Genomic DNA, 22,382 nt, shown 5'->3' on the forward strand with positions numbered 1-22,382 from the left:
GACTGGATAGGCCTCGTGCTCGGCAGAATCTTCGGTTGGACGTCCGGCGCGACGATCGGCACCTTCTTCACCATCGCCAAGCGCGGCGAACTGATCGGTACCGACGAGAACGGCAACCGCTATTACCAGTCGCGCGATACCGTCAGCTACGACGGACGCAAGCGCCGCTGGGTCGTCTACAACGGCTATGCCGAAGCGTCGAAGGTGACGCCCGACTGGCACGGCTGGCTGCATTATACTTTTGACGAACCGCCGACCGAGGCGCCCCTGCCGCGCCGCCGGTGGGAAAAGGATCATCGTCCCAACATGACCGGGACTCCGCTGGCGTGGCATCCGCAAGGGTCGCTGGCCGCCGAGGGTGTTCGTCCCGCGGCGACCGGCGACTACGAAGCCTGGAAGCCCGAATGACACCGTTCCGCTGGATCGTGACGGGCACGGCCGCCGTGGTTCTGGCGGCCTCCGGGGCCGTCGTGGCCGGTGGACGTCAGGAAGCTCCCCCGCAGGATGCCCGCCCGGCCGCCGACCCCATTGGCGATGCCTTGCGTGAGGATCCCGGCCAAGAGGCCGCGCCGGCCGGCGACCCCGCGCCCGCCGTGCCCATCGCCATCACGCCTCCAGCCCCGGCGGTCCAGACGACCGAGCTGGCTGACACGGCTGCCGCCGACGAAGACACGGCCACCGACGAGGCCGACAAGGATAAGGAAGACGGCGAAAGCGACGAGGACAAGGCCAAGCGCCTGGCCGCCGACACGCCTACGCCGAGACAGCGCCGCCGTGTCGCGATCGTCGAGGCGATCGACAAGATCACGGCCGAGAGCATGCGGTTCGAGGTCGAGGTGGGCGGACCGCCCGTGCGCTTCAACAACAACCTGATCTTCACGGCGCGGGCCTGCGAGGTCTCGGCCGACAACGAGCTGGTGAACGACTCCATCGCCTATCTGGACATCACCCTGCAGCCGCGCGCGACGCCCGGCGCGGCTCCCCGACAAATCTTCAGGGGCTGGATGTTCGCATCGACGCCGGCCATCAGCGGCCTGCAGCATCCGATCTATGATGCCTGGATCGTGGGCTGCAAGGCATAGGACACGGCATCCTGCCCTGACAGCCAGTCGACCAGACGGCTCGTTTCCGGGCTGAACTGCAGGGCATCGGCGAGACGGTTCAGATATTCGGCCTGCGGCATCTCGATCAGGCCGAACTGATCCAGGTGCGGCGTCCGGAACTGGGCGTCCAGCAAGCGCCAGCCGCCTTGGCGCAATCGCGCGACCAGATGCACCAAGGCAACTTTGGAGGCGTCCGTGGCGCGACTGAACATGCTCTCGCCGAAGAAGGCCCCGCCAAGGGTCACGCCATAGAGCCCGCCGACCAGCACATCCTCACGCCAGCATTCGACACTGTGTGCATGCCCTCGGGCATTGAGCTCAATGTAGAGCCTGCGAATGGGTCCGTTGATCCAGGTGTCCTCGCGTCCTGGCGAGGGGGCGGCGCAGGCGTCCAGGACGGCGGCGAAGGCGGTGTCGACACGGACGACGAACGGCTCCGCGCGAACCGTTCTGCGAAGCCGGGCGGGAATATGGACGGCTTCCAGCGGGATCACGCCGCGTAATTCGGGCTCCACCAGAAAGACCCGTGGGTCATCCCGACCCTCGCCCATCGGGAACACGCCCTGTGCGTAGCAGCCAAGCAGGACGTCGGCGCTGAAGGAACCCGGCAACGGAAAGGCGGAGGCGGCAGGATCGGTCACCACACGCCTCCCCGAACCGCGCCTAGGCCGCGCCCTTTTGCCGCTTCGCCCAGTTTTCCAGCCAGTGGATGTCGTAGTCGCCTGACAGGATGTCCGGTTCGGCAAGCAGCCGCTGGAACAGCGGGATGGTCGTATCGACGCCGCCGATGACCATCTCGTTCAGACTGCGCTTCAGGCGCGCGATGCACTCGGCGCGGTCGCGACCGTGCACGATCAACTTGCCGATCAGGCTGTCGTAATAGGGCGGGATCGCATAGCCGGCGTAGATCGCGCTATCCAGCCGGACACCCAGACCACCGGGGGCATGGAAGTCGGTGACCGTGCCGGGCGAGGGGGCGAAGGTTTCAGAGTTTTCGGCGTTGATGCGGACCTCGATGGCATGGCCCTCGAAATGGATGTCGTCCTGAGTGAAACTCAGCGGCAGCCCGGCGGCGATGCGGATTTGCTCGCGCACCAGGTCAACGCCGGTCACCGCCTCGGTGACGGGGTGTTCGACCTGGAGGCGGGTGTTCATCTCGATGAAGAAGAACTCGTTATTTTCCCACAGGAACTCGATGGTGCCGACGCCGAGGTAGCCGATCGCTCCGATGGCCTTATTGACCGTTTCGCCGATGGCGACGCGTTCGGCGGCCGACAGGGCGGGCGAGGGGGCCTCTTCCAGCACCTTCTGGTGGCGGCGCTGCAGCGAGCAGTCGCGCTCGCCCAGGTGAACGACGTTGCCGTGGCTGTCGGCAACGACCTGAATCTCGATGTGACGGGGCTTCTGGAGATAGCGCTCCATATAGACGGCCCCGTTGCCGAAGGCGGCCTTGGCCTCGGTCTGGGCGGTCTGGACGGCCTCGACGAGATCATCGGGCGTGAGCGCGACCTTCATGCCGCGCCCGCCACCGCCCGCCGCCGCCTTGACGATCAGCGGGAAGCCGATGGTCCTGGAGGCCTCGATGGCGTCCTCGATCGTCTCGACCTCGCCGGCCGAGCCGGGGACGCAGGGAATGCCCGCCTCGAGCACCGTCTGCTTGGCCGTGATCTTGTCGCCCATGACGCGGATATGCTCGGGCGTCGGGCCGATGAAGGTCATGCCGTGGGCCTGGACGATCTCGGCGAAGCGGGCGTTCTCGGACAGGAAGCCGTAGCCGGGGTGGATGGCCTGGGCGCCGGTGATCTCGGCCGCCGCGATGATCGACGGGATGTTCAGATAGGATTTCGCGGCGGGCGCCGGGCCGATGCAGACGCTCTCGTCCGCCAGCCGCACCCACATGGCACCGCGATCCGCCTCGGAGTGCACGGCGACGGTGGAGATGCCCATCTCCTTGCACGCGCGGTGGATGCGCAGCGCGATCTCGCCGCGGTTGGCGATCAGAACCTTGGTAAACATGGCTTACGCCTCGAGCAGGACGAGGGGTTCGCCGAACTCGACGGGTTGGGCGTCTCCGACCAGGATGTCGGCCACGACGCCGTCGCGCGGGGCCTGGATCGGGTTCATGGTCTTCATGGCTTCGATGATCAGCAGGGTCTGGCCCTTCTTCACCTTGTCGCCCGGCTGGACGAAGGCGGGCGCTTCCGGCGAGGCCTGCAGATAGACGGTGCCGACCATCGGCGACTTCACCTGCTCGCCCGACTTGGCGACTATGGTGGCGGGGTCCGACGGCATTGAGAACGGAGCGGCGGCGGGTGCCTGAGCGATTGGCGCTGCCTGGGCCATCGGGGCGGCGGCATACTGCATCACCGGCGCGGCGGTGATCTCGCGGGCGACGCGGATGCGCAGTTCGCCACGCTCCACCTCGATTTCTGTCAGGGACGTGTCGTTCAGGATATCGGCCAGCTGGCGGACCAGGGCGGCGTCGATCTCGGTCGATGGTTCGTTCTTCAGCGGTTTTTCGGTCGCCATGGAAGCTATGCCTTGTCTGAGTTCAAACGGTCGGTGGAGGACTTGCGTTCCCCCACAAGCCGAAGCGCGGCCTTGACGGCCAGTTCATAGGATTGGGCACCGAAGCCCGAGACGATGCCCGTCGCGGCGAGGGAGACGTAGGACGCCCGCCGGAATTCCTCGCGCGCCGCCGGATTGGACAGGTGACATTCGATCACGGGGATGGTCAGGGCCTTCAGTGCATCCAGCAGGGCGATCGAGGTATGACCATAGCCGGCGGGGTTCAGGATCAGGGCGTGCGCCTCGGTGCGTGCCTCCTGCACCCAGTCGATCAGTTCGCCCTCGCGATTCGTCTGGCGGAACACGACCGTGGCACCTTCCGCTGCCGCCTCACACAGCGCCTGCACGTCGGCCAGGGTCTCGCGTCCATAGATGTGCGGCTCCCGCTCACCCAGAAGGTTGAGGTTGGGGCCGTTCAGGACGTAGAGGACGGGGGTTTCGGGCATTCGCTCCGGACGGGTTGGCGACGGCTGGACCGCTTCGGTGGGGCGGCCTTTTAGCGGAACGGCGTGTCTCGTCAAAGCCGAGGACGCGCCGGATCGGATCGGGTTGACGTAACGACATGCGCATTCAAGTCAACGGAGATACGCGCGAGGTGGCCGCGCGGACGGTGCGGGAACTGGTCGAGGAACTGGGTTTCGACGTGCGCAAGGTCGCGGTGGAGCGAAACCTGACCATCGTCCCCCGGTCGCTGTATGGCGAGACGCCGATTTCCGATGGAGACCGGATCGAGTTGGTTCAGTTCGTCGGCGGGGGCTGAGCGGGTTTCGCATCTGACGGAGCGGGCCTAGATAGGCGGCATGAACGCTCCCTTCAGCACGCCGGTCGCCACAGACGCCGCATCCGACACCTGGACCGTCGCCGGTCGCACCTTCTCGTCACGCCTGATCGTCGGGACCGGCAAATACGCCGACTACGCCCAGAACGCTGCCGCGGCCGAGGCGGCGGGGGCCGACATCGTCACGGTGGCGCTGCGTCGGGTGAACCTCAGCGATCCGTCCCAGCCGATGCTGGTCGATTATCTTAAGCCGGACCGGTTCACCTTCCTGCCCAACACGGCCGGCTGCTTCACGGGCGAGGACGCGGTGCGGACGCTGAGGCTGGCGCGGGAGGCGGGGGGATGGGACCTGGTCAAGCTGGAGGTTCTGTCCAACTCGGCGCACCTGTATCCCGACATGATCGAAACGCTCCGGGCGCTGGATCTGCTGGTGAAGGACGGTTTCCACGTGATGGTCTATTGCACCGACGACGTGGTGATGGCCCAGCGTCTGGAGGAGGCGGGGGCCGCCGCCATCATGCCGGCGGCATCGCCGATCGGATCGGGCCTGGGCATTCAGAACCGGGTCAACATCCGGCTGATCGTCGAGCAGGCCACGGTGCCCGTGCTGGTCGATGCGGGCGTCGGCACGGCCTCGGACGCGACCATCGCCATGGAACTGGGCTGCGACGCCGTGATCGCCAACACCGCCATCGCAGGGGCGCGGGACCCGATCCGCATGGGCCGCGCCATGAAGCACGCGGTCATCGCCGGGCGTGAAGCCTATCTGGCAGGCCGAATGGCCAAGAAAATGTACGCAGACCCGTCGTCGCCCCTGGGCGGGTTGATCTGAACTCGACGATTGACGGCGGCGTGCGGAACGACCACCTTGTTCCCGAAACGTTCACGGGGGGCGACGATGCGGATGCTGACGGTTCGAGGCTATGTCGCCCTGATCGCCACGGTGGTTCTGATGACGGCCGGGATGTTCGCCGTCGGTTCGGCGCGCGCGCAGGAGGGCGAGATGAGACACGCGACGGGCACGTTCGCGGTGACGATGACGCCGGGCGACGAAGAGCAGGTGGAGGCCGGGCTCGGGCTGTCTCGATACGTGCTGTCCAAGACATTCGAAGGGGGAATCGTCGGGACGTCGGCGGGCCAGATGCTGGCGGGCGGCCCTCCCGGCGTCGAAACCAGTGGCACCTACGTGGCCCTGGAACGCGTCGTAGGCACGCTGGACGGGCGATCGGGCGCCTTCCTGCTGGCGCATCGAGGCGACATCAACGCCGACGGGTACAGCCTCTCGATCACGGTCGTCCCGGGGTCGGGAACGGGCGAACTGACGGGTCTGGCGGGTGACTTCGACCTGACGGTCGTCGACGGGGTGCATCATTACGACCTGGCGTATCGACTGCCCGAGCACTGAGCCAGGCGCGCTTGTGCCGTGCGGCCGTGGTCTAGCGACGAAGGCTGAAGACGGTCGGGACATCGCAGCGCCAGGTCGTCAGCCTCGCGGTGATGGCGAAGGCCTCGATCTGAGAAAGGGCACCAAGAACAAAGGCGGCGTAGAGCGGCCAGCCCGCCCGGCCTGTGATAAAGAGGGCGATGAACAGCGCCCACAGCGCCAGTCCGAACGCCTTCGAAAGATAGTGATGGGGCGAGGCCTCGCGCCGGAACCGCGCGAAGCTGAAAGCATGGTTGATCGCTTCCATGACGATCAGTGCCGCGATGATTGGCCAGGTCGAGGCGAGCAGTGACGGGTGCATCAGGTGAACCGCGATCGTCGCGCTGGCCCAGAAAACGACGTCGGCCCGGCTGTCGTAGCGGCGCAACCGTGGGGTCGAAACCTTCAATCGCCGCGCGACGATGCCGTCGAAGATGTCCGACAGCACGCCGAGCGACAGCAGGGCGACGCAGGCCCATGCGGCGAAGCCGACCTGCAGCAAGGCCACGCCGACCAGGGCGGGACCCGCCAACAGCCGAAAGACGACAAGGGTCCAGGGAATGAGGGCCGGCTTCATCTTCGCGCCATAACGCAGACAGGTGACAGTTCGCCAGCTTTCAAGGCAAGATCGGGCCGGAGGCTCACCCATGCGAAATCGGTTGCTCGGATTTACAGCGATCATGCTCGGCCTCGCCGTGCCGGTAACGGTCGCCGACGCGACCACGGCCAGGGCTGACGCCGCCGCCGCCGCCGCCCTGATCCGCACTCCTCGCGGCTGCGGACCGCTTGGGTCGGCGCTTGATGCGCCATCGGAAACCGACATGGTCATGGTCGAGGGATTCGGGGCCGAGACCTGGAAGGTCGATACCGACAATCCGCAAGCGCAGGCCTGGTTCGACCACGGCGTACGGCTGCGCTGGGCGTTCGAGCACACGGAATCGGTACGCGCGTTCCGTAAGGCCCGGGCGCTCGATCCGGATTGCGGCATGTGTGCCTGGGGTGAGGCCTGGGCGCTGGGGCCGAACCTGAACGGCGGGGGCACGGACGACCAGTCCATGAACGCGGGCCGGGAACTGGCCCAGTTGGCAAGGCGGCGGGGCCGCGACGCAACCGCGCTGCAACGCCAGATGATCGACGCCATGATCCAGCGCTATTCGGGATCGAAGACGACGCGTGGCGTCCGGTTCGCCCGCGCGATGGACAGGGTGCAGCGCCGCGCACAGGACGATCCCATGATCGCGGCGGTCGCCGCCGACGCCTGGATGCTGCAGGCCGACGAATGGTGGGACGACGAGGGCAAGCCCAAGGACCACGGCATCGTCCGCGCCATGTCGATCCTGGAGAACTCGCTGGCCCGCGCGCCTGACGATCCGGGGACCATCCACCTGTATATCCATCTGACCGAATGGTCGGACGACCCGCACAAGGCCATCCCCTATGGAGAGCGGCTGGCGGCTCTGGCCCCCTCCGCCAGCCATCTGGTGCACATGCCGTCGCACACCTTCTATCGCGTCGGTCGCTACAAGGACGCGATGCGGGCCAATGTGAACGCCGTCGGTCTGGACAAGCGCTACAACGAACTGGCGACACCGCCGGGCGGGGTCGTCGGCATGCCCCTGCACGGTCACAACCTGCATTTCGGCATGGGCGGGGCGTTGATGGCGGGCGGTGTCGCAGACGGTCTGGCGCTGGCGCGGGATTTCCTGACCACCTATCCCGAGATCGCGGGCGATGCGGTCTGGCGTCAGCTGATGGCCAATGACGCCTATGCCATCTTCGGTCGTTTTGGCACGCCGGAACAGGTCGCCGGGCTGGGCGAACCCCCGGCGGACCGACCCTTGCTTCGCGCCAGCTGGCACTACGGTCGGGGCGAGGCCGCCGCGCGGACGGGCGATGCGCGATCGGTGCGGGCCGAGGCGGATGCGGTCAAGGCGATCCGCGAGGCCATCGACGTCCCCGGGGAGAACGGCCAGAAGATGAAGGATTTCATGGAGGTATCCCAGCGCGTCTTGGAAGGCCGCGCCGCCATGATCGAAGGCAATGCGCCCGCCGCCATCGCCGCCTTCACCCGTGCCGCCGAAATCCAGGCCCAGGACGACGAGGGCGGCGACCCACCTGTCATCTGGTATCCGACACGCCGTAGCCTGGCCGCCGCCATGCTGGCCAACGGCGACGCCGTCGGGGCCAAGGCCAAGATCGAGCAACTGCTGACCGACTGGCCGATGGACCCCTACAGCTATTTCGTCCTGGCCGAAGCCGAAACGGCCCTGGGGAATGCGGCGGCGGCCGAGGTGGCGCGGGCCAAGGCCGGCGTCGAATGGATCGGCGGCGAAATGAGCCTGAAGCTGGCTTAAGCGGCGGCCTTGGCCGCTTCGATGGCGGCCAGAACCTCGGCCGGGGCGATGCTGGAGGTCGTCTTGCCGTTGATCAGGAACGTCGGCGTCCCGACCAGACCCAGGGTCGCGCCCGTGGTGTGGATATCGGCCAGGTGCCGGTTCATCTCGGGCGAGCCGATGGCCGCCTGGGCCTGGGGCATCGCCACCCCGTTCTCGGCCAGCACCCGATTCACGGCGTCGCGCGTCAGGCCGTTCTCGGCCATCAGGGCCTGATAGACCGGCAGATATTTGCCCTGCTGATGGGCGGCCAGGGCCGCGCGGGCGGCATAGTTCGAGGTGGTGTCGTCGCCGCGATCCAGGATCGGCCAGTCCTTGAAGACGAAGCGAACGTCCGGATGCGCCTGCATCAGGGCGACATAGTCCTTGGCCACCGCCTTGCAGCCCGGGCAGCGGAAATCGAAGAACTCCACCACCGTGACCTTGGCGTCGGCCGGGCCGAACGACGGGTCGCGCGAGTCGGCGGTCATCAGGGCCGGATTGGCGGCGACGGCGGCGTTGATCTTCTGAACCGTATTGTTCGCCTCGGCCTGTTCGCGGGCCTGAACCACCTCGTCGAGCACGGCGGGATTGGCCATCAGATAGGCGCGCACCCTGGACCCGAAGTCCCCACCCGTCGCATAGGGGGCCACGGAGAACCCGAGCGCCACCACCGCCACGGCCAGGGCCGCCGCACCACCGCGTCCCGACCCGAACCAGTCCAGCGGGTCGCGCTTCGTCGCAGGCCTGGGGTCGGTCGGGGGCGATTCTGTCATGGGTGGTCTCGATCGAGAGGAATCATGCGCCGGCGGGCGGGATGACGGTCGGGCGTTCGCGGCGTCGTTCCTGGCGCCGGTCCAGGTCGTTGATGTCGTCCATCGTCGCGCCCGAGGCCAGCACGATGTCCATCGCGCGGCGCCATTCGTTCGATCCGGCCGGGAGCATGTCGCGGGCACGCAGCGCGAACTGGGTCGCCTCCTGCTCGACGCCGGCCGCGAAATAGTATTCGGCGGAGGCCAGACGCGCCTCTCCTTCCTTGCCCTGGCTGGCATAGGCTTGTGACAGCAGACGCCAGGCCAGGGTATTGTCGTCTTCACGCGCGACGGCCCGCTTCAACTGATCGATGGCGGCATCCAGATTGGCGGGGTCATTGGTCTCGATCAGGGCATGCGCCAGGTTGATGCGCAGCAAGGGGGCATCGGGCTTCAACCGGACGGACTCGGTGTGGGCGGCGATCGCTTCCTGGGGACGGCTTTCCTCGAACAGGATCTGACCCTTCAACTCCCACAGGTAGGGATCCTCCGGCTGCTCGGCGATCAGGGCGTCGGTGGCGTCGAGTGCCTTCTGGGTCTGCCCGTCTCGATACCACGCGATCGCCCGGGCGTAGCGGGCGGGGAAGGATGTGTCGCCGGATCCGTAGGCGCGCAGGGTCTGGTTCGGAGCATCCATGAAGGCATGGACCTTGGCCAGGATCAGCGCGTGTTCGGCCATGCGTTGCGGGCTGTCGACATGGCCATAGTGGGCGGCGGCCTCGACCGGACGCCGCAGCGCCTCGATACGCTGGCCAGACAGCGGGTGGCTGCGGAAATAGGGATAGCGCCGCGCGTCGGAGAACACTTCCTGGCTGCGGAAATTCTCGAAGAACTCGACCAGGCCGCGACCGGATTCCCCAGCCGCCTCAAGACCGCGTTGCGCCGTGATGTCGGCCTCGCCCTCCTGCCCCTGGAGATAGCGCAGCGCATTGACGGTGCCGAAAAACTGACCCGAGCTCAGCAAGGCCGCGCCGGCGCCGGGCTGCCCGGCGATGACGGCCAGCGCCCCCAGCGCCATGGTCATCAGCATCGGCTGCATCGCGGCACCTTGCGCGCCTTCGCGCAGAACATGGCGGTTTTTGACGTGGCCCGCCTCGTGGGCGATCACGCCCAAAAGCTGGTTTGGACTGGTCGTCCGAAGGATCAGGCCGGTGTTGACACCGATGACCCGATTGCCCGTCGCGAAGGCGTTCAGTTCGGGATCGTTCACCAGCAGAACCTGGATTTCCGACGGTTCCAGCCCCATGGCGGTGAAAACCGGGTCGGTCCACTCCCGGATGATGCCTTCGACCTCGGTGTCCCGGATCGTGGACTGCGCCGAAGCGGGACCCGCGAAGGTCGCGACGAGCGCGGCCGTGGCCACGGCACAGGCCAGGCGCGCGACGAGGCGGGACGCTGATTGGTTCGACCGGATCATGGCCAACTCCTTCGACCGGCGCCCCCGCCTCGTCTTCTCGATCAATCTAGGCCGTCACGAGCCCAGACGCCACCACCCGCGCTTCGGCTTGACCGGAGGCGCGGTGATCTGCGCCGGGTCGCTGGCGATGATGGCCGACAGGTCCGCCTCTGGCCTGGGTGTTTCCACCGCCTCGACCAGAACGGCCGGTTCCGGTTCCACAGGTGGAGCTGTCGGCTCCGGCTCGACCTCGACGACTTCGGCTTCGGCCGCGAAGGCGATTTCCGGCTCCATGGGAGGTGCCGACGCGTCCTCGTCCGCGACGAGGGCTTCGGACCCGGTGTCGGCGATCGCGGTCGAGGTCTTGCGGCGCACGCGGCGGCGTTGCGGCTCGGCGGCCACGATCGGGGCAGGGGCCTCGGAGGCGTCGTCGGGCAGGATCACGGCCATCGGCGCGTCGGGCGAGCCGTCCGCAGGCATGCCTTCGTTGGTGGCGCGCCCTTCGACCTTCAGCTCGTGCGGTGTGGCGCGCTCGCCACCCCGACCGCGACCGCGGCGGCGGCGACGCGAACGTCCGCCTTCGCTATCACTCGCGATCTCGTTTCCTGGACGTTCGCCGACCCTTTCCTCCACATCTCGCGGTGCCTCGACCGGGCTCGAGGACGTCGCAGGACGCTCGCCTCGCTCGGCGCGGGCAGGCGGGTTCAGCGGGTCGAACCAGACATAGGGGTCGTCCAGCGACGGCGTCCGGCCCCGGACCCAATAGAAGTCGTTCGATCCGGTAGACGCCACATCGCCGTCCTCGCGGACCCGACGACCGCCGCGGCGGCCACGGCGGCGACGACGTCCCGCCTCGCTGTCGTCATCGTCATCGGACGCGACGCCCTCGACCACGGCGTCGGCCGCGATCGGTGCCGCTTCCTCGTCACGACGGCCACCGCGACGCCGACGGCCGCGACCCCGGCCGCGCTCGCCCTCGATCCGTTCCGGGCGTTCAGCGCGTTCGCGCGGTTCGTCGTCGTCGGTGTCTTCGCGATCCAAGGCGTCGTCGTCGTCGACGATGAAGTCTTCGTCCTCATCATTGTCGTCTTCGTCGGCATAGGCGGCGTCGTCGAAGTCGTCGTCCAGATCGGCCAGGGACACGACGGCCTCGGGGGCCACGAAGTCCTCGTTGGTCTCGGTGCGTTCGATGCTGCTTTCACCCTGACCCAGGCGGTCGTCGATCTGGATGATGACGGCCAGGCCCCGACGTTCCAGCAGGCGCTGAAGGTAGTCTCGCTTGTGATTCAAGATGTAGAGGGCGACGGCGGAGGAGACCTTGAGATTGATCGAGCCCGCGCCATTCTTGCCGGCCTCGATGTCGACGGCGCGCAGCACCATCAGGGCGGCGGACTCGGCCGAGCGCACACGCCCGGCACCCTGGCAGTGCGGGCAGACCTCGGTGGCACCCTCCAGCACGCCCAGGCGGCGACGCTGGCGGCTGATTTCCATCAGGCCGAAGCCCGAGATGCGGCCCATCTGGATGCGAGCGCGGTCGTGGCTAAGTTCATCCTTCAGGATGCGTTCGACGGTCCGGTTGTTCTTGGACTCGTCCATGTCGATGAAGTCGATGACCACCAGGCCCGCGAGGTCGCGCAGGCGCAGCTGGCGGGCGGCCTCGACGGCGGCTTCGCAGTTGGTCTTGAAGGCCGTGGCCTCGACGTTGCGTTCCTTGGTGGCGCGGCCCGAGTTGACGTCGATGGCGACCAGGGCCTCGGTCTGGTTGATGACCAGATAGCCGCCGGACTTCAGCGGCACGACCGGCTGGTGGATCTGCGTCAGCAGTTCCTCGATGCCGTTGGCGGCGAACAGGGGCTTGGAGCCCTGATACAGATGCACCTTCTTGGCCTGCGAGGGCATCAGCACCCGCATGAAGTCGCGCGCCTCCTTGAAGCCTTCCAGCCCCTCGACCTGGATGCCGTCGAAATCCTTGTCGAACATGTCGCGCACGGCGCGGCGGACCAGATTCTCTTCCTCGTAGATCAAGGACGGAGCATGGGAGGCGAGGGTGGTCTCGCGGATCGTTTCCCACAGGCGCAGCAGGTATTCGTAGTCGCGCTTGATCTCGGCCTTGGTGCGCTTGGCGCCGGCCGTGCGGATGATCAGGCCCATGCCGCGTGGCACGTCCAGGGCGGCCGCGGCGGCCTTCAGGCGCTTGCGGTCGCTGGCCTGGGTGATCTTGCGCGAGATGCCGCCGCCCTTGCCGGTGTTGGGCATCAGGACACAGTAGCGGCCGGCCAGCGACAGCCAGGTGGTCAGGGCCGCGCCCTTGCCGCCACGCTCGTCCTTGACGACCTGGACCAGCAGGATCTGGCGGCGCTTGATGACGTCCTGGATCTTGTAGCGACGCATGAGGCGACGCTTCAGGCGTTCCTCTTCGGCCATGCCGCCTTCGGACTCGTCGTCGTCGCGGGCGTGTTCGTCGTCGTGATCGTCCTCGGCCGAATGCGCCTCGGCCATGATGGCTTCGCGATCGGCGGCCGGGATCTGATAGTAGTCCGGGTGGATCTCGTTGAAGGCCAGGAAGCCGTGGCGATTGCCGCCGTATTCGACGAAGGCGGCCTGAAGGCTGGGCTCTACGCGAGTGACCTTGGCGAGATAGATATTGCCGCGAAGCTGGCGCTTGGTCTTCGACTCGAAGTCGAATTCCTCAACCTGGCGGCCGTCCACGATGGCGACGCGGGTTTCTTCCGCGTGCGCCGCATCGATAAGCATGGTCTTTGACATTGAAGGTATCTCTCTGGCGCGCTCTGCCGGGACCTGAAAAGGCCGGGGCGGCTCGCCGAACGGGGTAAGGGGCCGGCGCGCGCATCATCCCGTCGTCGCGGCAGGCGCCGGACACGACTGCGACCGGCCCATTTAGGGCTGTCGATCGGAGGGAGGGGCAGGCGGAAAGGCCCATGGGGGTCTGGTCGATCCTGGACCCGCGCGCCAGGGGCGGCGCAAGGTCGGGGGGTAGGCCCGCTCCGTCGATCGCAAGGGGTCTACCCGTTTCAGGGTCTGGCCTGGCGATCCGCGAAGGCGGGAGTGGGGCGCCGCGCCGGGGCCGCGCCAGACCGGCAATGCGGCGGCGCGATCGTTCGCGAACGGATACAAGCATAGGCATGCCGGGTGTGAATGAAAAGCCACGATGGTTCGACCTTCCAGTTTCATGGCTGCGCTTAACCCAATCCACACCGCGATCTGGCAGGTTGTTCGCCTCGAACAAGGTGGGTCGCCGTCAGAATGCGCGCGTCGATGCGTTTCAATCTCTCAGACTGGAGTGTCCGCGACTGGGCGCTGACGGCGCTCGCGCTCGTGGTGCTGACGGCTGTGCTGATGGTCGGCGGCCGCTCCATGGCGACCGGGACGGCGGGCGACGTGCTGGGCGTACGGTTCGGCGGCGACGCTGATCACACGCGCGTGGTCATCGATCTGGGTCGCTCTGCACGCGGCGAGGTCATCGAGTCCGGATCGGCAGGACAGGTCGTCCTGACCTTGGCAGGCGTCGGCGCCGGTCGAGGGGCGGATGGGTCCGGGTCCGGTCTGGTTCGCGACTGGCGTGTCAGCCCTTCGGGCACCGCATCCCGGCTTCAGCTGGCCCTCGGACGGACCGCGCGTATCGAGCGGCGGTTTCTGCTGCCGCCCGGCGACGGGGTCACTCATTATCGCTACGTCATCGACATCACGGCGACGGGCGGACCCGTCTCGGGTGCAACCACGAGACCTGCGGCAAGCCGCGCACCCGCGCGTGCCGAGCGTCCGCTCGTGGTCATCGATGCCGGTCACGGGGGGCACGATCCCGGTGCCCTGGGTGCCCATCGCTCTGAAAGCAGCGTCACCCTGGCCGCCGCCCTGGCGCTCCGAGACGAACTGCTGAGGACCGGGCGCTATCGAGTCCAGCTGACCCGCGAATCGGATGTCTATGTCGATCTCTATCGGCGGGTTCGCATTGCCCGACAGGCGGACGCCGACCTGTTCATCTCGCTGCACGCCGATGCGGGGGCCGACCCGGCCACGCGGGGTGCGAGCGTCTACACCCTGTCGGAGCAGGGTGCGAGCCGGGCGGTGCGCGAGGTCACGCGTGGCGACAACTGGCACCAGGATCTCCACTTGCCGGGCCGCGACCCTTCGGTCGATCGCATCCTGCTCGACATGACGCAGCGCGCGACCCAGAACCGTTCGGCGCAGTTTGCCCGCGTACTGCTGACCCATCTGGAGGCGGCGGACCATCCCTTGTTGCGTCGCAGCCATCGCGACGCGGGTCTGGCCGTCCTGCTGGCCCCCGACGTGCCTGCCGTGCTGCTGGAAATGGGATTCATCACCAATCCGGACGACGAGCGCGCCCTGGGCGATGCCACCGAACGCCGTCAACTGGTTCGCGCCGTGGCCGAGGGCATCGACCGCTATTTCAGCCAGCCGTCCGAGCCATTGCAGATGGCGGCTTTGAACAGTGCCGGCGGCGTTCCGTAGGAAACGGGCGGCTTGAACGCCCTCGCCCTAGCGAAGCACCGCGACCCCGGCTAAACCCGTCATCGACCGTCGGATCATGCGACCCGCGGTCGGGTCGTTGGAGTCTGCGGTGAAGGTTGCCGAACGTTGGTTCGTGATGGCGGGCGTGGCCCTGCTGGGGGCGATCGCCCTGGCCGGGCTGATCGTCGCCGTCTATGCGGCCTGGCTGTTCCATGACCTGCCCGATGCCTCGGAGCTGGCCGACTATCGGCCCGCTACCGCGACACGGGTCTATGCCGGTGACGGCACCCTGATTGGCGAGTTTTCGGACGAGCGCCGCATATATGTGCCGTACGAGCAGATCCCGCCGCTGGTGGTGAAGGCGTTCCTGGCGGCCGAGGACCGGAACTTTTTCCAGCACGGCGGCATCGACGTCTCCGGTCTGGGTCGGGCGATGCTGAAGAACGTGCTGAACGCCGCGACCGGCCGCCGGCTGGAGGGCGGATCGACCATCACCCAGCAGGTGGCCAAGAACGTCCTGCTGACCAATGAATCCAGCATCGGGCGCAAGCTGAAGGAGGCGATCCTTTCCAGCCGGCTGGAAACGACCCTGTCCAAGGAGCAGATCCTCGAACTGTATCTGAACGAGATCTTCCTGGGCTATCGCTCGTACGGCGTCGCGTCGGCCGCCTACAACTATTTCGGCAAGTCGCTGGAGCAGCTGACGCCGGACGAGGCGGCGTTCCTGGCGGCCCTGCCCAAGGGTCCGAACAACTATCATCCAAAGCGCCATCCGGGTGCCGCCAAGGGCCGCCGCGACTGGGTTCTGGGCGAGATGGCCCAGAACGGGTTCATTACACAGGCCCAACTGGTCGAGGGCCGGGCGCGCCCGCTGAATGCCCAGTCGGCACCGCGCCGCGCCGAATATCAGGATGCCGATTTCTTCGTAGAGGAAGCGCGCCGTCAGGCGGCGGCCAATCCCGACTTCGGCAAGCAGCTGAACGCCGGCGGCTTTTATATGCGCACGACGCTGGACCCGTCGCTGCAGACCGCGGCGCGCGACGCCCTGATGCGCGGTCTCGAGAACTACGACCGTCGTCACGGCTGGCGCGGAGCCTGGGGCACGACCGACTTCGCGCCCGGCTGGCAGGCGGTCGCCCTGCGCCAGCAGGCGCCGCCGGAACGGCGTGCCTGGGTGGCCGCCGCGGTCGAGAGTGTGTCGGGCAATACCGTGCGCGTCCGTACCGCGCGCGACGATGAAACCGGCACGCTGCTGGCGGCCGATGCGGCCTGGGCCAATGCCAACCGTCCGCTGAAGCGTGGCGACCTGGTCTTCGTGGAGCCGCGTTCGGGCCAGTTCGCTCTGAAGCAGGTTCCGGCCGTCAACGGCGCCCTGGTGGCGATCGAGCCGCAGTCCGGGCGGGTGCTGGCCATGGTCGGGGGCTATTCCTATGCCCTGTCCAGCTTCAACCGGGCGACCCAGGCCCAGCGCCAACCGGGCTCTTCGTTCAAACCCTTCGTCTATGCCGCCGCGCTGGAAGGCGATTTCACGCCCGCGTCGATCGTCGTGGACGGACCGATCAGCTTCGCGGGCGGGCCGAACGGTCGGCGCTGGACGCCAGAAAATTACAGCCGTCGCTATTATGGCCCCTCGACCTTGCGCCGCGGGCTGGAGCTGTCGCGAAACGTCATGACCGTGCGCCTCGCCGACAGCATCGGCATGGAAAAGGTCGTCGATCTCGCCGCGCGCATGGGGGTCGCCAACAATCTGCAGCCAAACCTTTCTGTCTCTCTGGGGGCGGGCGAAGTGACGCCCTATAATCTGACTGCGGCCTACTCTGCGTTTGTAAACGGCGGCCGGCGCGTGAACCCCTACCTGATCGAGTACGTCCAGGACCGCGATGGGGAGACCATCTATCGCGCCGATCAGCGTCGATGCCGCGACTGTGGTCGGGCTTTCGCAGGCCAGGCATCGCCCTTCCTGGAGCCGCGCGGAACACAGGTCATCGACCCGATAACCGCCTATCAGATCAGCTCGATGCTGGAGGGCGTCGTGCAGCGCGGCACGGCCGCCAGCGCGCGCGGCCTGGGCCGCTGGATCGGGGGCAAGACCGGCACCACCAACGAATACCGCTCGGCCTGGTTCGTGGGTTTCACCACCGATATAGTGGTGGGCGTGTTCATCGGCTTCGACGACAACCGCTCCCTGGGGTCAGGAGAAGCGGGGGCTTCGGCCGCCGTTCCCGTGTTCATCGACTTCATGGAAGATGCCCTGAAGGAACGACCCGCCCGCCCGTTCGTGCGGCCTCGCGGCGCGATCTTCCGCAATGTGAACGGGATCGAGGAAGCGTTCCGTCCGGGCACCGAGCGCCGTCGCGAAGACGAGCGTCAGGCACAGGCGGCTGCGGCGCCGGTGGGGCCGCAAAACTACAACGATGTGATCCGGCAGGAAGCTGAGGCCGCGGCGGGTGTGGTCCCCGGCCCGAGCAATCAGCCCGCATCATCGCCCCCGCCCACCAAACAGCAACCCGCCGAGGACTTGAGCGGCCTGTATTGACGGCCTAGTTAGGGCGTCTGAACGGCGCGCCATCCGGCGCGCCGTCTTCTTTTTTGGATTCGCAGGAGTTTGCGATGAGACCGGATGTCGAGGCCATGAAGGCCGACATCGAGCAGAGCGTCGCTCTGCTCAGGAGGCGTCTTTGACTGGGATGTCGCCAACCGCAAGCTGGATGAGCTGAACGCGCGGGTCGAGGACCCGACGCTGTGGGACAAGCCCGACGAGGCCCAGGCGGTCAGCCGCGAGCGGTCGAAGCTGGAAGCCCAGATCAATACCGTGAAAGGCATGGAGCGCGACCTGGAGGACGGCATCATGCTGGCCGACATGGCCGACGAAGAGGGCGACGGGGCGACCCTGGAAGAGGCGCGCACTAGCCTGAAGGCCATCAAGGATCGCGCCGCCCGGGCCGAGCTAGAGGCGCTGCTGTCCGGCGAGGCGGACGGCAACGACGCCTATCTGGAAGTGAACTCGGGCGCCGGCGGCACGGAGAGCTGCGACTGGGCCGGCATGCTGCTGCGCATGTATTCCCGCTGGGCCAAGGCGCATGGCTATGAGGTCGAGATCGAGGCGTCGGAAGACGGCGACCAGGCCGGCATCAAGTCGGCGACGATCCTGGTGACGGGTCCGAACGCCTATGGCTGGCTCAAGTCGGAATCGGGCGTGCACCGGCTGGTGCGCATCAGCCCCTATGACGCGGCGGCCAAGCGGCACACCTCGTTCGCTTCGGTCGGGGTCTCGCCCGTGGTGGACGACACGATCGAGATCGACATCAATCCGGCCGACGTGCGCACCGACACTTATCGCGCGTCCGGGTCGGGCGGGCAGCACATCAACAAGACGGATTCCGCGGTGCGCCTGACGCACATTCCGACCAACACCGTGGTGGCCTGTCAGGCAGGGCGATCGCAGCACCAGAACCGCGAGCAGGCCTGGAAGATGCTGCGCGGGCGTCTGTACGAACTGGAACTCCAGAAGCGCGAGGCGGCGGCGCAGGCCCTGGCCGACGCCAAGACCGACATTGGCTGGGGCCACCAGATCCGAAGCTACGTCCTGCAGCCCTATCAGATGGTCAAGGACCTGCGGACCGAGGTCGAGACGTCAGACACCCAGGGCGTGCTGGACGGCGACCTGGACGCCTTCATGGGCGCGGCCCTGGCGGCGCGGGTCGGCGAGACGCGCGGATCGACGGTGGAGTAGCGGAGTCTCCCTCCCCCGAGGGGGAGGGAGAAGGCCGTCGCTTTAAACCGGCTTCAGATCGATGACTTGTGGCGCGGGCTCGGCCGGGGTGGAGGCGGGCGGCGCTTCGAAGGTCGGCGCGACGGGGCGCGGTGCTGGGGCGGCCGGGGCCGGCGCATCGCGGCGGCTCTGCAGGACGCGGCCCTGGAAATAGGCACCGATGTCGATCGACAGCTGTTCGGCTGTGATGTCGCCGTCGACATAGGCGGTCGAGACCAGCTTGACCTGTTTGCCGGCCACGCCGCCCACGATACGGCCGCGCACCTCCAGATAGTCGGCGGTGACGTTTCCTTCGATGGCACCGGTCTCGCCGACGATCAGGCGGCCGACGCGGACGTCGCCCTTGATCGAGCCGTCCACCTGCAGGTCACCGGCACCGGAAACATTTCCCTCGAACTGGAGGTCCGACGACAGGGTCGACAGGCCGCGCGACGACGCGATCGGCGACGGGGCGGGCGAGGGGGCAGCCGAACGATTCATGCCGGGCGAGGGCAGGTCGGGCAGCGGGGGAATGGGCATGGCGCTCGACGGGCGGTCGGGCGTGGTCGGGGCGGGGGATTTGGTCTTATTGAACAAGTTGATCTCCGGCTCTCATGAAGCGTGCGGGGTTCTGGGGGCGACCGTCCATCCACACCTCATAGTGCAGATGGACGCCGGTGGAGCGTCCCGTCGTGCCCATGGCGCCGATCCGCTGGCCCAGCGCGATGCGCTGGCCGGGCTGGACCGCCATGGAATTCAGATGGGCGAAACGGGTCTTGAAGCCGTGGCCGTGGTCTATCTCAATGGTGTTTCCATACCCTGAACGCACACCGGCGAAAGACACGGTGCCGGGAGCGGTCGCATAGATCGGGGTGTTCAGGGGGGCGGCGAAATCCTGTCCCTGATGCACGGCGGGGCGGCCGTTGAACGGATCAAAGCGGACGCCGAAGCCCGATGTGGTGCGCGACTGGGTCGGGCGGGCGAAGGGCAGATCCTCGGCCGCGTCCGCCAGATGGCGCATGTCGGTCAGATTGTCGGCGGCATGGCGGATGCGGAGGGCAAAGGGTTCGTCCACGTCCAGAATGGTGGCCAGGGCCTTGGGGTCCCCCGCCTCGATCAGGGGACCGCCCAATGCCGATCCCGCCGGGGCATAGACGGCCGGGTTCAGGCCGGCGAGACGGAAGGCCAGACGCAGACGTTCGGCCCGGGTCTGGGCAAAGTCTCCGGCCCGCTGGATCAGCCGCTCCTGATCCATGCGGACGGCGACGATGCGCTGGATCGGTCTCGCCTGACCGGGCGCCGGCGGAGCGGCCGGGGTCAGAACCGCCTCGGCACCCTGGACACCATGGAACATGGTCATGACCCGCGTCAGGGCGGCGTGACGTCGCTCAACCATCGTGGCCATTTCGTCGAGGCCACCGGTCGTCGCCGACATGCGGACGACGGCGGTTTCCAGCCGGGCCTGCAGGTCGGCGTTCAGGCGTTCGGAGGCAGCGCGGGCGCGAACGACCTCATCATCCGCACGGCTTCTGATCACCATGTCGAAGATGAAGCCGCCCGAGGCGACAAGGGTCCAACCCGCGACAGCGACCCCCGCGAGCGCCAGCATCATCTGGCGACCGCTGGTCAGAACATAACCCCGAGTATCGCCGTTCGATCGCAGATAAACGTGACGTTCGGGAAACCAGCGACCGATCAAAGAGCGCCTGACTGCTCCCTGTTCTTCAACCATCGTGACACGCCCCCATGTACGGGGCGGACTATCGTGCAACTGTTGCGCTGCGGCAATAGCGTTCACGCAATCTTAACCACGTTGGCATCCCGACGATCCGTGAACGAATCTATTATTCGTCAGATTCGCGTGTCAGGCGTTTTTCGTAACACTACGGATGAGGCCGACTAGACTTGGCGACGTCGTTAGAGGGCTTGTGCAGCTGCGAGAACGGCCTCGGCGTGTCCCTTGACCGAAACCTTGCGCCAAACCTGACGGACGGTCCCGGATCCGTCGATCAGGAAGGTGGCCCGCTCGATGCCCATGTAGGTCCGGCCGTACATGCTCTTCTCGACCCAGACGCCATAGGTCTCGGTGACGCCGGTCTCCTCGTCGGAAGCAAGTGTGACCTTCAGGTCGTATTTGGTCTTGAACTTGTCGAGCTTCTTCACCGGGTCCTTGGACACACCGATGACCGTGACCCCAGCGGCGGCGAAGGCGTCGGCGTGCTCGGAAAAGTCCTTGGCCTCGTTCGTGCAGCCCGGCGTGTCGGCCTTGGGGTAGAAATACAGGACCGTGGGGCCCGACAGGGTCGCACGGGCACCGCCATCGGCAGGCATGTCGAAGGCGGGGGCCTTGGAGCCCTCGGTGATCTCGGTCATCGGTTCTCTCCATTCAGACGGGGCGGACGAGCAGCAGCTTCTTCTTTCCCGCCGCCAGTTTCAGGACGCCGTCGGCATTGACGTCGGAGGCCTCGATAAGGCGGGCTCCATCCTGAATCGCCTCGTCATTCAGTCGCAGGCCACCGCCCTGGGCCAGGCGGCGCGCCTCCCCGTTGGAGGCCGTCAGGCCTGCGCGTGTCGCGACGGCCGCCAGCATGGCCCCGATCACTTCGTCGCCCGGCAGGTCGATGGTCGGCAGGTCGGCAGACAGGGTGCCGCGCTCGAACGCGCCCTCGGCCGCGGCGCGAGCGGAGGCGGCCGCGTCCGCGCCATGCAGCATCGTTGTCGCCGCGTCGGCCAGGGCCTTCTTGGCGTCGTTGATCTCGGCCCCCTGCAGGGCCTCGAACCGGGCGATCTCCTCCAGAGGCATATCGGTGAACAGGCGCATGAAGCGGCCGACGTCGCCGTCCTCGGTATTCCGCCAGTACTGCCAGTAGTCGTAGGGGCTCAGCTGTTCGGCGTTCAGCCAGACCGCGCCCTGCGCCGTCTTGCCCATCTTGCCGCCCGAGGCCGTGGTCAGCAGCGGCGTGGTCAGGCCGAACGCGGCCTTGCCGTCCACACGGCGGACCAGATCGACGCCCGAGACGATGTTGCCCCACTGGTCCGATCCGCCCATCTGCAGGGTGCAGTTCACGCGCCGGTTCAGCTCCAGGAAGTCCACCGACTGCATCAGCATGTAGTTGAACTCTAGGAAGGTCATCGGCTGCTCGCGTTCCAGCCGCAGCTTGACCGAGTCGAAGGCCAGCATCCGGTTGACGGTGAAATGCGTGCCGTAGTCGCGCAGGAACTGGATGTAGCCATAGCCCGACAGCCAGTCGTCATTGTCGATCATGATCGCATCAGTCGGCCCGTCGCCGAAGGTCAGGAATTTCTCGAACACCGTGCGGATCGAGGCGATGTTGGCGGCGATCGTCTCGTCGGTCAGGTGGGGTCGCGAGGCGTCCTTGCCCGTCGGATCGCCGACCTTGGTCGTGCCGCCGCCCATGATGACGATGGGGCGGTGCCCCGCCTGCTGCAGCCGGCGCAGCATCATGATCTGTATCAGGGACCCGATGTGGAGGCTGGGGGCCGTGGCGTCGAAACCGATATAGCCCGTGACGACGCTCGCCGTGGCCGCCGCGTCCAGCTCGGCCGGATGAGTGATCTGATGGATATAGCCCCGTGCCTGGAGCGTCTTGAGGAAGTCGGACTGGAAGACGGGATCGGTCATGGCATCAGGCTTGGCAGGGAAGGGAGCGGCGGCAGTAGCACGGTC

General features: G+C 67.1%; 21 protein-coding genes. 9 read left to right on the forward strand and 12 right to left on the reverse strand.

Going from position 1 to position 22,382, the window contains the following annotated elements; translation table 11 throughout:
• Positions 1 to 15: 15 nt before the first annotated feature.
• Both AC1DW4_RS04540 and AC1DW4_RS04545 read left to right on the forward strand, forming a co-directional pair.
• Positions 16 to 408, forward strand: a complete 393-nt coding sequence (locus tag AC1DW4_RS04540) for an NADH:ubiquinone oxidoreductase subunit NDUFA12 (RefSeq protein WP_477016035.1) — start codon at positions 16 to 18, stop codon at positions 406 to 408.
• Entirely contained in the window at positions 405 to 1,082 is a 678-nt protein-coding gene (locus AC1DW4_RS04545; RefSeq protein WP_477016036.1) for a DUF2155 domain-containing protein, read from the forward strand. Before AC1DW4_RS04540 ends, AC1DW4_RS04545 begins: the two co-directional genes overlap by 4 nt.
• On the opposite strand, the gene aat is transcribed toward AC1DW4_RS04545, so the two are convergent.
• From aat to AC1DW4_RS04565, 4 genes are read right to left on the reverse strand one after another with little or no spacing between them, the layout of a single operon-like run.
• Positions 1,049 to 1,714, reverse strand: a complete 666-nt coding sequence (gene aat, locus AC1DW4_RS04550) for a leucyl/phenylalanyl-tRNA--protein transferase (RefSeq protein WP_477016219.1) — start codon at positions 1,712 to 1,714, stop codon at positions 1,049 to 1,051. The genes AC1DW4_RS04545 and aat overlap by 34 nt on opposite strands.
• 52 nt (positions 1,715 to 1,766) lie before the next feature.
• Positions 1,767 to 3,119 carry an acetyl-CoA carboxylase biotin carboxylase subunit gene (accC, locus tag AC1DW4_RS04555; RefSeq protein WP_477016037.1) on the reverse strand — a complete coding sequence of 451 codons (1,353 nt, stop codon included), beginning with the start codon at positions 3,117 to 3,119 and terminating at the stop codon, positions 1,767 to 1,769.
• A 3-nt stretch (positions 3,120 to 3,122) separates the two neighbouring features.
• Positions 3,123 to 3,632 carry an acetyl-CoA carboxylase biotin carboxyl carrier protein gene (gene accB / locus AC1DW4_RS04560; protein WP_477016038.1) on the reverse strand — a complete coding sequence of 170 codons (510 nt, stop codon included), beginning with the start codon at positions 3,630 to 3,632 and terminating at the stop codon, positions 3,123 to 3,125.
• 5 nt (positions 3,633 to 3,637) lie between these two features.
• Positions 3,638 to 4,117, reverse strand: a complete 480-nt coding sequence (locus AC1DW4_RS04565) for a type II 3-dehydroquinate dehydratase (protein ID WP_477016039.1) — start codon at positions 4,115 to 4,117, stop codon at positions 3,638 to 3,640.
• A 116-nt stretch (positions 4,118 to 4,233) separates the two neighbouring features.
• Between AC1DW4_RS04565 and thiS the strand changes: the two genes are divergently transcribed.
• From thiS to AC1DW4_RS04580, 3 genes are all read left to right on the forward strand, one after another.
• Positions 4,234 to 4,431 (forward strand): sulfur carrier protein ThiS, encoded by a 198-nt coding sequence (thiS, locus tag AC1DW4_RS04570; RefSeq protein ID WP_477016040.1) that lies wholly within the window; start codon positions 4,234 to 4,236, stop codon positions 4,429 to 4,431.
• Positions 4,432 to 4,471: 40 nt separating this feature from the next.
• Positions 4,472 to 5,281 carry a thiazole synthase gene (locus AC1DW4_RS04575; RefSeq protein ID WP_477016041.1) on the forward strand — a complete coding sequence of 270 codons (810 nt, stop codon included), beginning with the start codon at positions 4,472 to 4,474 and terminating at the stop codon, positions 5,279 to 5,281.
• Positions 5,282 to 5,353: 72 nt separating this feature from the next.
• The gene (locus AC1DW4_RS04580; RefSeq protein ID WP_477016042.1) at positions 5,354 to 5,854 is read left to right on the forward strand and encodes a DUF3224 domain-containing protein; all 501 of its coding nucleotides are present in this window, start codon (positions 5,354 to 5,356) and stop codon (positions 5,852 to 5,854) included.
• Between the two features lie 31 nt (positions 5,855 to 5,885).
• Here AC1DW4_RS04580 and AC1DW4_RS04585 read toward each other — a convergent pair whose 3' ends face one another.
• Positions 5,886 to 6,449 (reverse strand): CDP-alcohol phosphatidyltransferase family protein, encoded by a 564-nt coding sequence (locus AC1DW4_RS04585; RefSeq protein WP_477016043.1) that lies wholly within the window; start codon positions 6,447 to 6,449, stop codon positions 5,886 to 5,888.
• Between the two features lie 103 nt (positions 6,450 to 6,552).
• On the opposite strand from AC1DW4_RS04585, the gene AC1DW4_RS04590 reads away from it, so the two are divergent.
• Positions 6,553 to 8,226: a hypothetical protein gene (locus AC1DW4_RS04590; RefSeq protein WP_477016044.1), complete on the forward strand. Its 1,674-nt coding sequence runs from the start codon at positions 6,553 to 6,555 to the stop codon at positions 8,224 to 8,226.
• Here the strand turns inward: AC1DW4_RS04590 and AC1DW4_RS04595 are convergent.
• The 3 genes from AC1DW4_RS04595 to AC1DW4_RS04605 are packed head-to-tail and all read right to left on the reverse strand — an operon-like array spanning position 8,223 to position 13,218.
• Positions 8,223 to 9,020, reverse strand: a complete 798-nt coding sequence (locus tag AC1DW4_RS04595; RefSeq protein ID WP_477016045.1) for a DsbA family protein — start codon at positions 9,018 to 9,020, stop codon at positions 8,223 to 8,225. The genes AC1DW4_RS04590 and AC1DW4_RS04595 overlap by 4 nt on opposite strands.
• A gap of 22 nt (positions 9,021 to 9,042) precedes the next feature.
• Positions 9,043 to 10,473, reverse strand: a complete 1,431-nt coding sequence (locus AC1DW4_RS04600; RefSeq protein ID WP_477016046.1) for a M48 family metalloprotease — start codon at positions 10,471 to 10,473, stop codon at positions 9,043 to 9,045.
• A gap of 54 nt (positions 10,474 to 10,527) precedes the next feature.
• On the reverse strand, positions 10,528 to 13,218 hold the full coding sequence (locus AC1DW4_RS04605) for an Rne/Rng family ribonuclease (protein ID WP_477016047.1): 2,691 nt from the start codon (positions 13,216 to 13,218) through the stop codon (positions 10,528 to 10,530).
• A gap of 510 nt (positions 13,219 to 13,728) precedes the next feature.
• Between AC1DW4_RS04605 and AC1DW4_RS04610 the strand changes: the two genes are divergently transcribed.
• The 3 genes from AC1DW4_RS04610 to prfB all read left to right on the forward strand — a co-directional run bounded on the left by AC1DW4_RS04610 (position 13,729) and on the right by prfB (position 18,676).
• Positions 13,729 to 14,943, forward strand: a complete 1,215-nt coding sequence (locus AC1DW4_RS04610; RefSeq protein WP_477016048.1) for an N-acetylmuramoyl-L-alanine amidase family protein — start codon at positions 13,729 to 13,731, stop codon at positions 14,941 to 14,943.
• A 76-nt stretch (positions 14,944 to 15,019) separates the two neighbouring features.
• A complete protein-coding gene (locus AC1DW4_RS04615; RefSeq protein WP_477016049.1) occupies positions 15,020 to 17,479 on the forward strand; it encodes a penicillin-binding protein 1A in 2,460 nt (819 codons plus the stop codon).
• 74 nt (positions 17,480 to 17,553) lie between these two features.
• Positions 17,554 to 18,676, forward strand: a protein-coding gene (gene prfB / locus AC1DW4_RS04620; protein ID WP_477016050.1) for a peptide chain release factor 2 whose coding sequence is annotated in 2 segments (ribosomal slippage) — positions 17,554 to 17,622 and positions 17,624 to 18,676 — 1,122 coding nt in all. Because the reading frame shifts where the segments join, the coding sequence is not laid out codon by codon here.
• A 42-nt stretch (positions 18,677 to 18,718) separates the two neighbouring features.
• Here prfB and AC1DW4_RS04625 read toward each other — a convergent pair.
• The 4 genes from AC1DW4_RS04625 to tyrS form a co-directional block, all read right to left on the reverse strand.
• Positions 18,719 to 19,291 carry a bactofilin family protein gene (locus AC1DW4_RS04625; RefSeq protein WP_477016051.1) on the reverse strand — a complete coding sequence of 191 codons (573 nt, stop codon included), beginning with the start codon at positions 19,289 to 19,291 and terminating at the stop codon, positions 18,719 to 18,721.
• On the reverse strand, positions 19,281 to 20,426 hold the full coding sequence (locus tag AC1DW4_RS04630) for a M23 family metallopeptidase (RefSeq protein WP_477016052.1): 1,146 nt from the start codon (positions 20,424 to 20,426) through the stop codon (positions 19,281 to 19,283). The genes AC1DW4_RS04625 and AC1DW4_RS04630 overlap by 11 nt, the downstream gene beginning before the upstream one ends.
• A gap of 185 nt (positions 20,427 to 20,611) precedes the next feature.
• Complete coding sequence (locus AC1DW4_RS04635) at positions 20,612 to 21,067, reverse strand: peroxiredoxin (protein WP_477016053.1); 456 nt, start codon at positions 21,065 to 21,067, stop codon at positions 20,612 to 20,614.
• A 13-nt stretch (positions 21,068 to 21,080) separates the two neighbouring features.
• Complete coding sequence (gene tyrS / locus AC1DW4_RS04640) at positions 21,081 to 22,337, reverse strand: tyrosine--tRNA ligase (RefSeq protein ID WP_477016054.1); 1,257 nt, start codon at positions 22,335 to 22,337, stop codon at positions 21,081 to 21,083.
• Between the last annotated feature and the right edge of the window lie 45 nt (positions 22,338 to 22,382).

This window comes from Brevundimonas sp. P2_A6 (genome assembly GCF_056404975.1).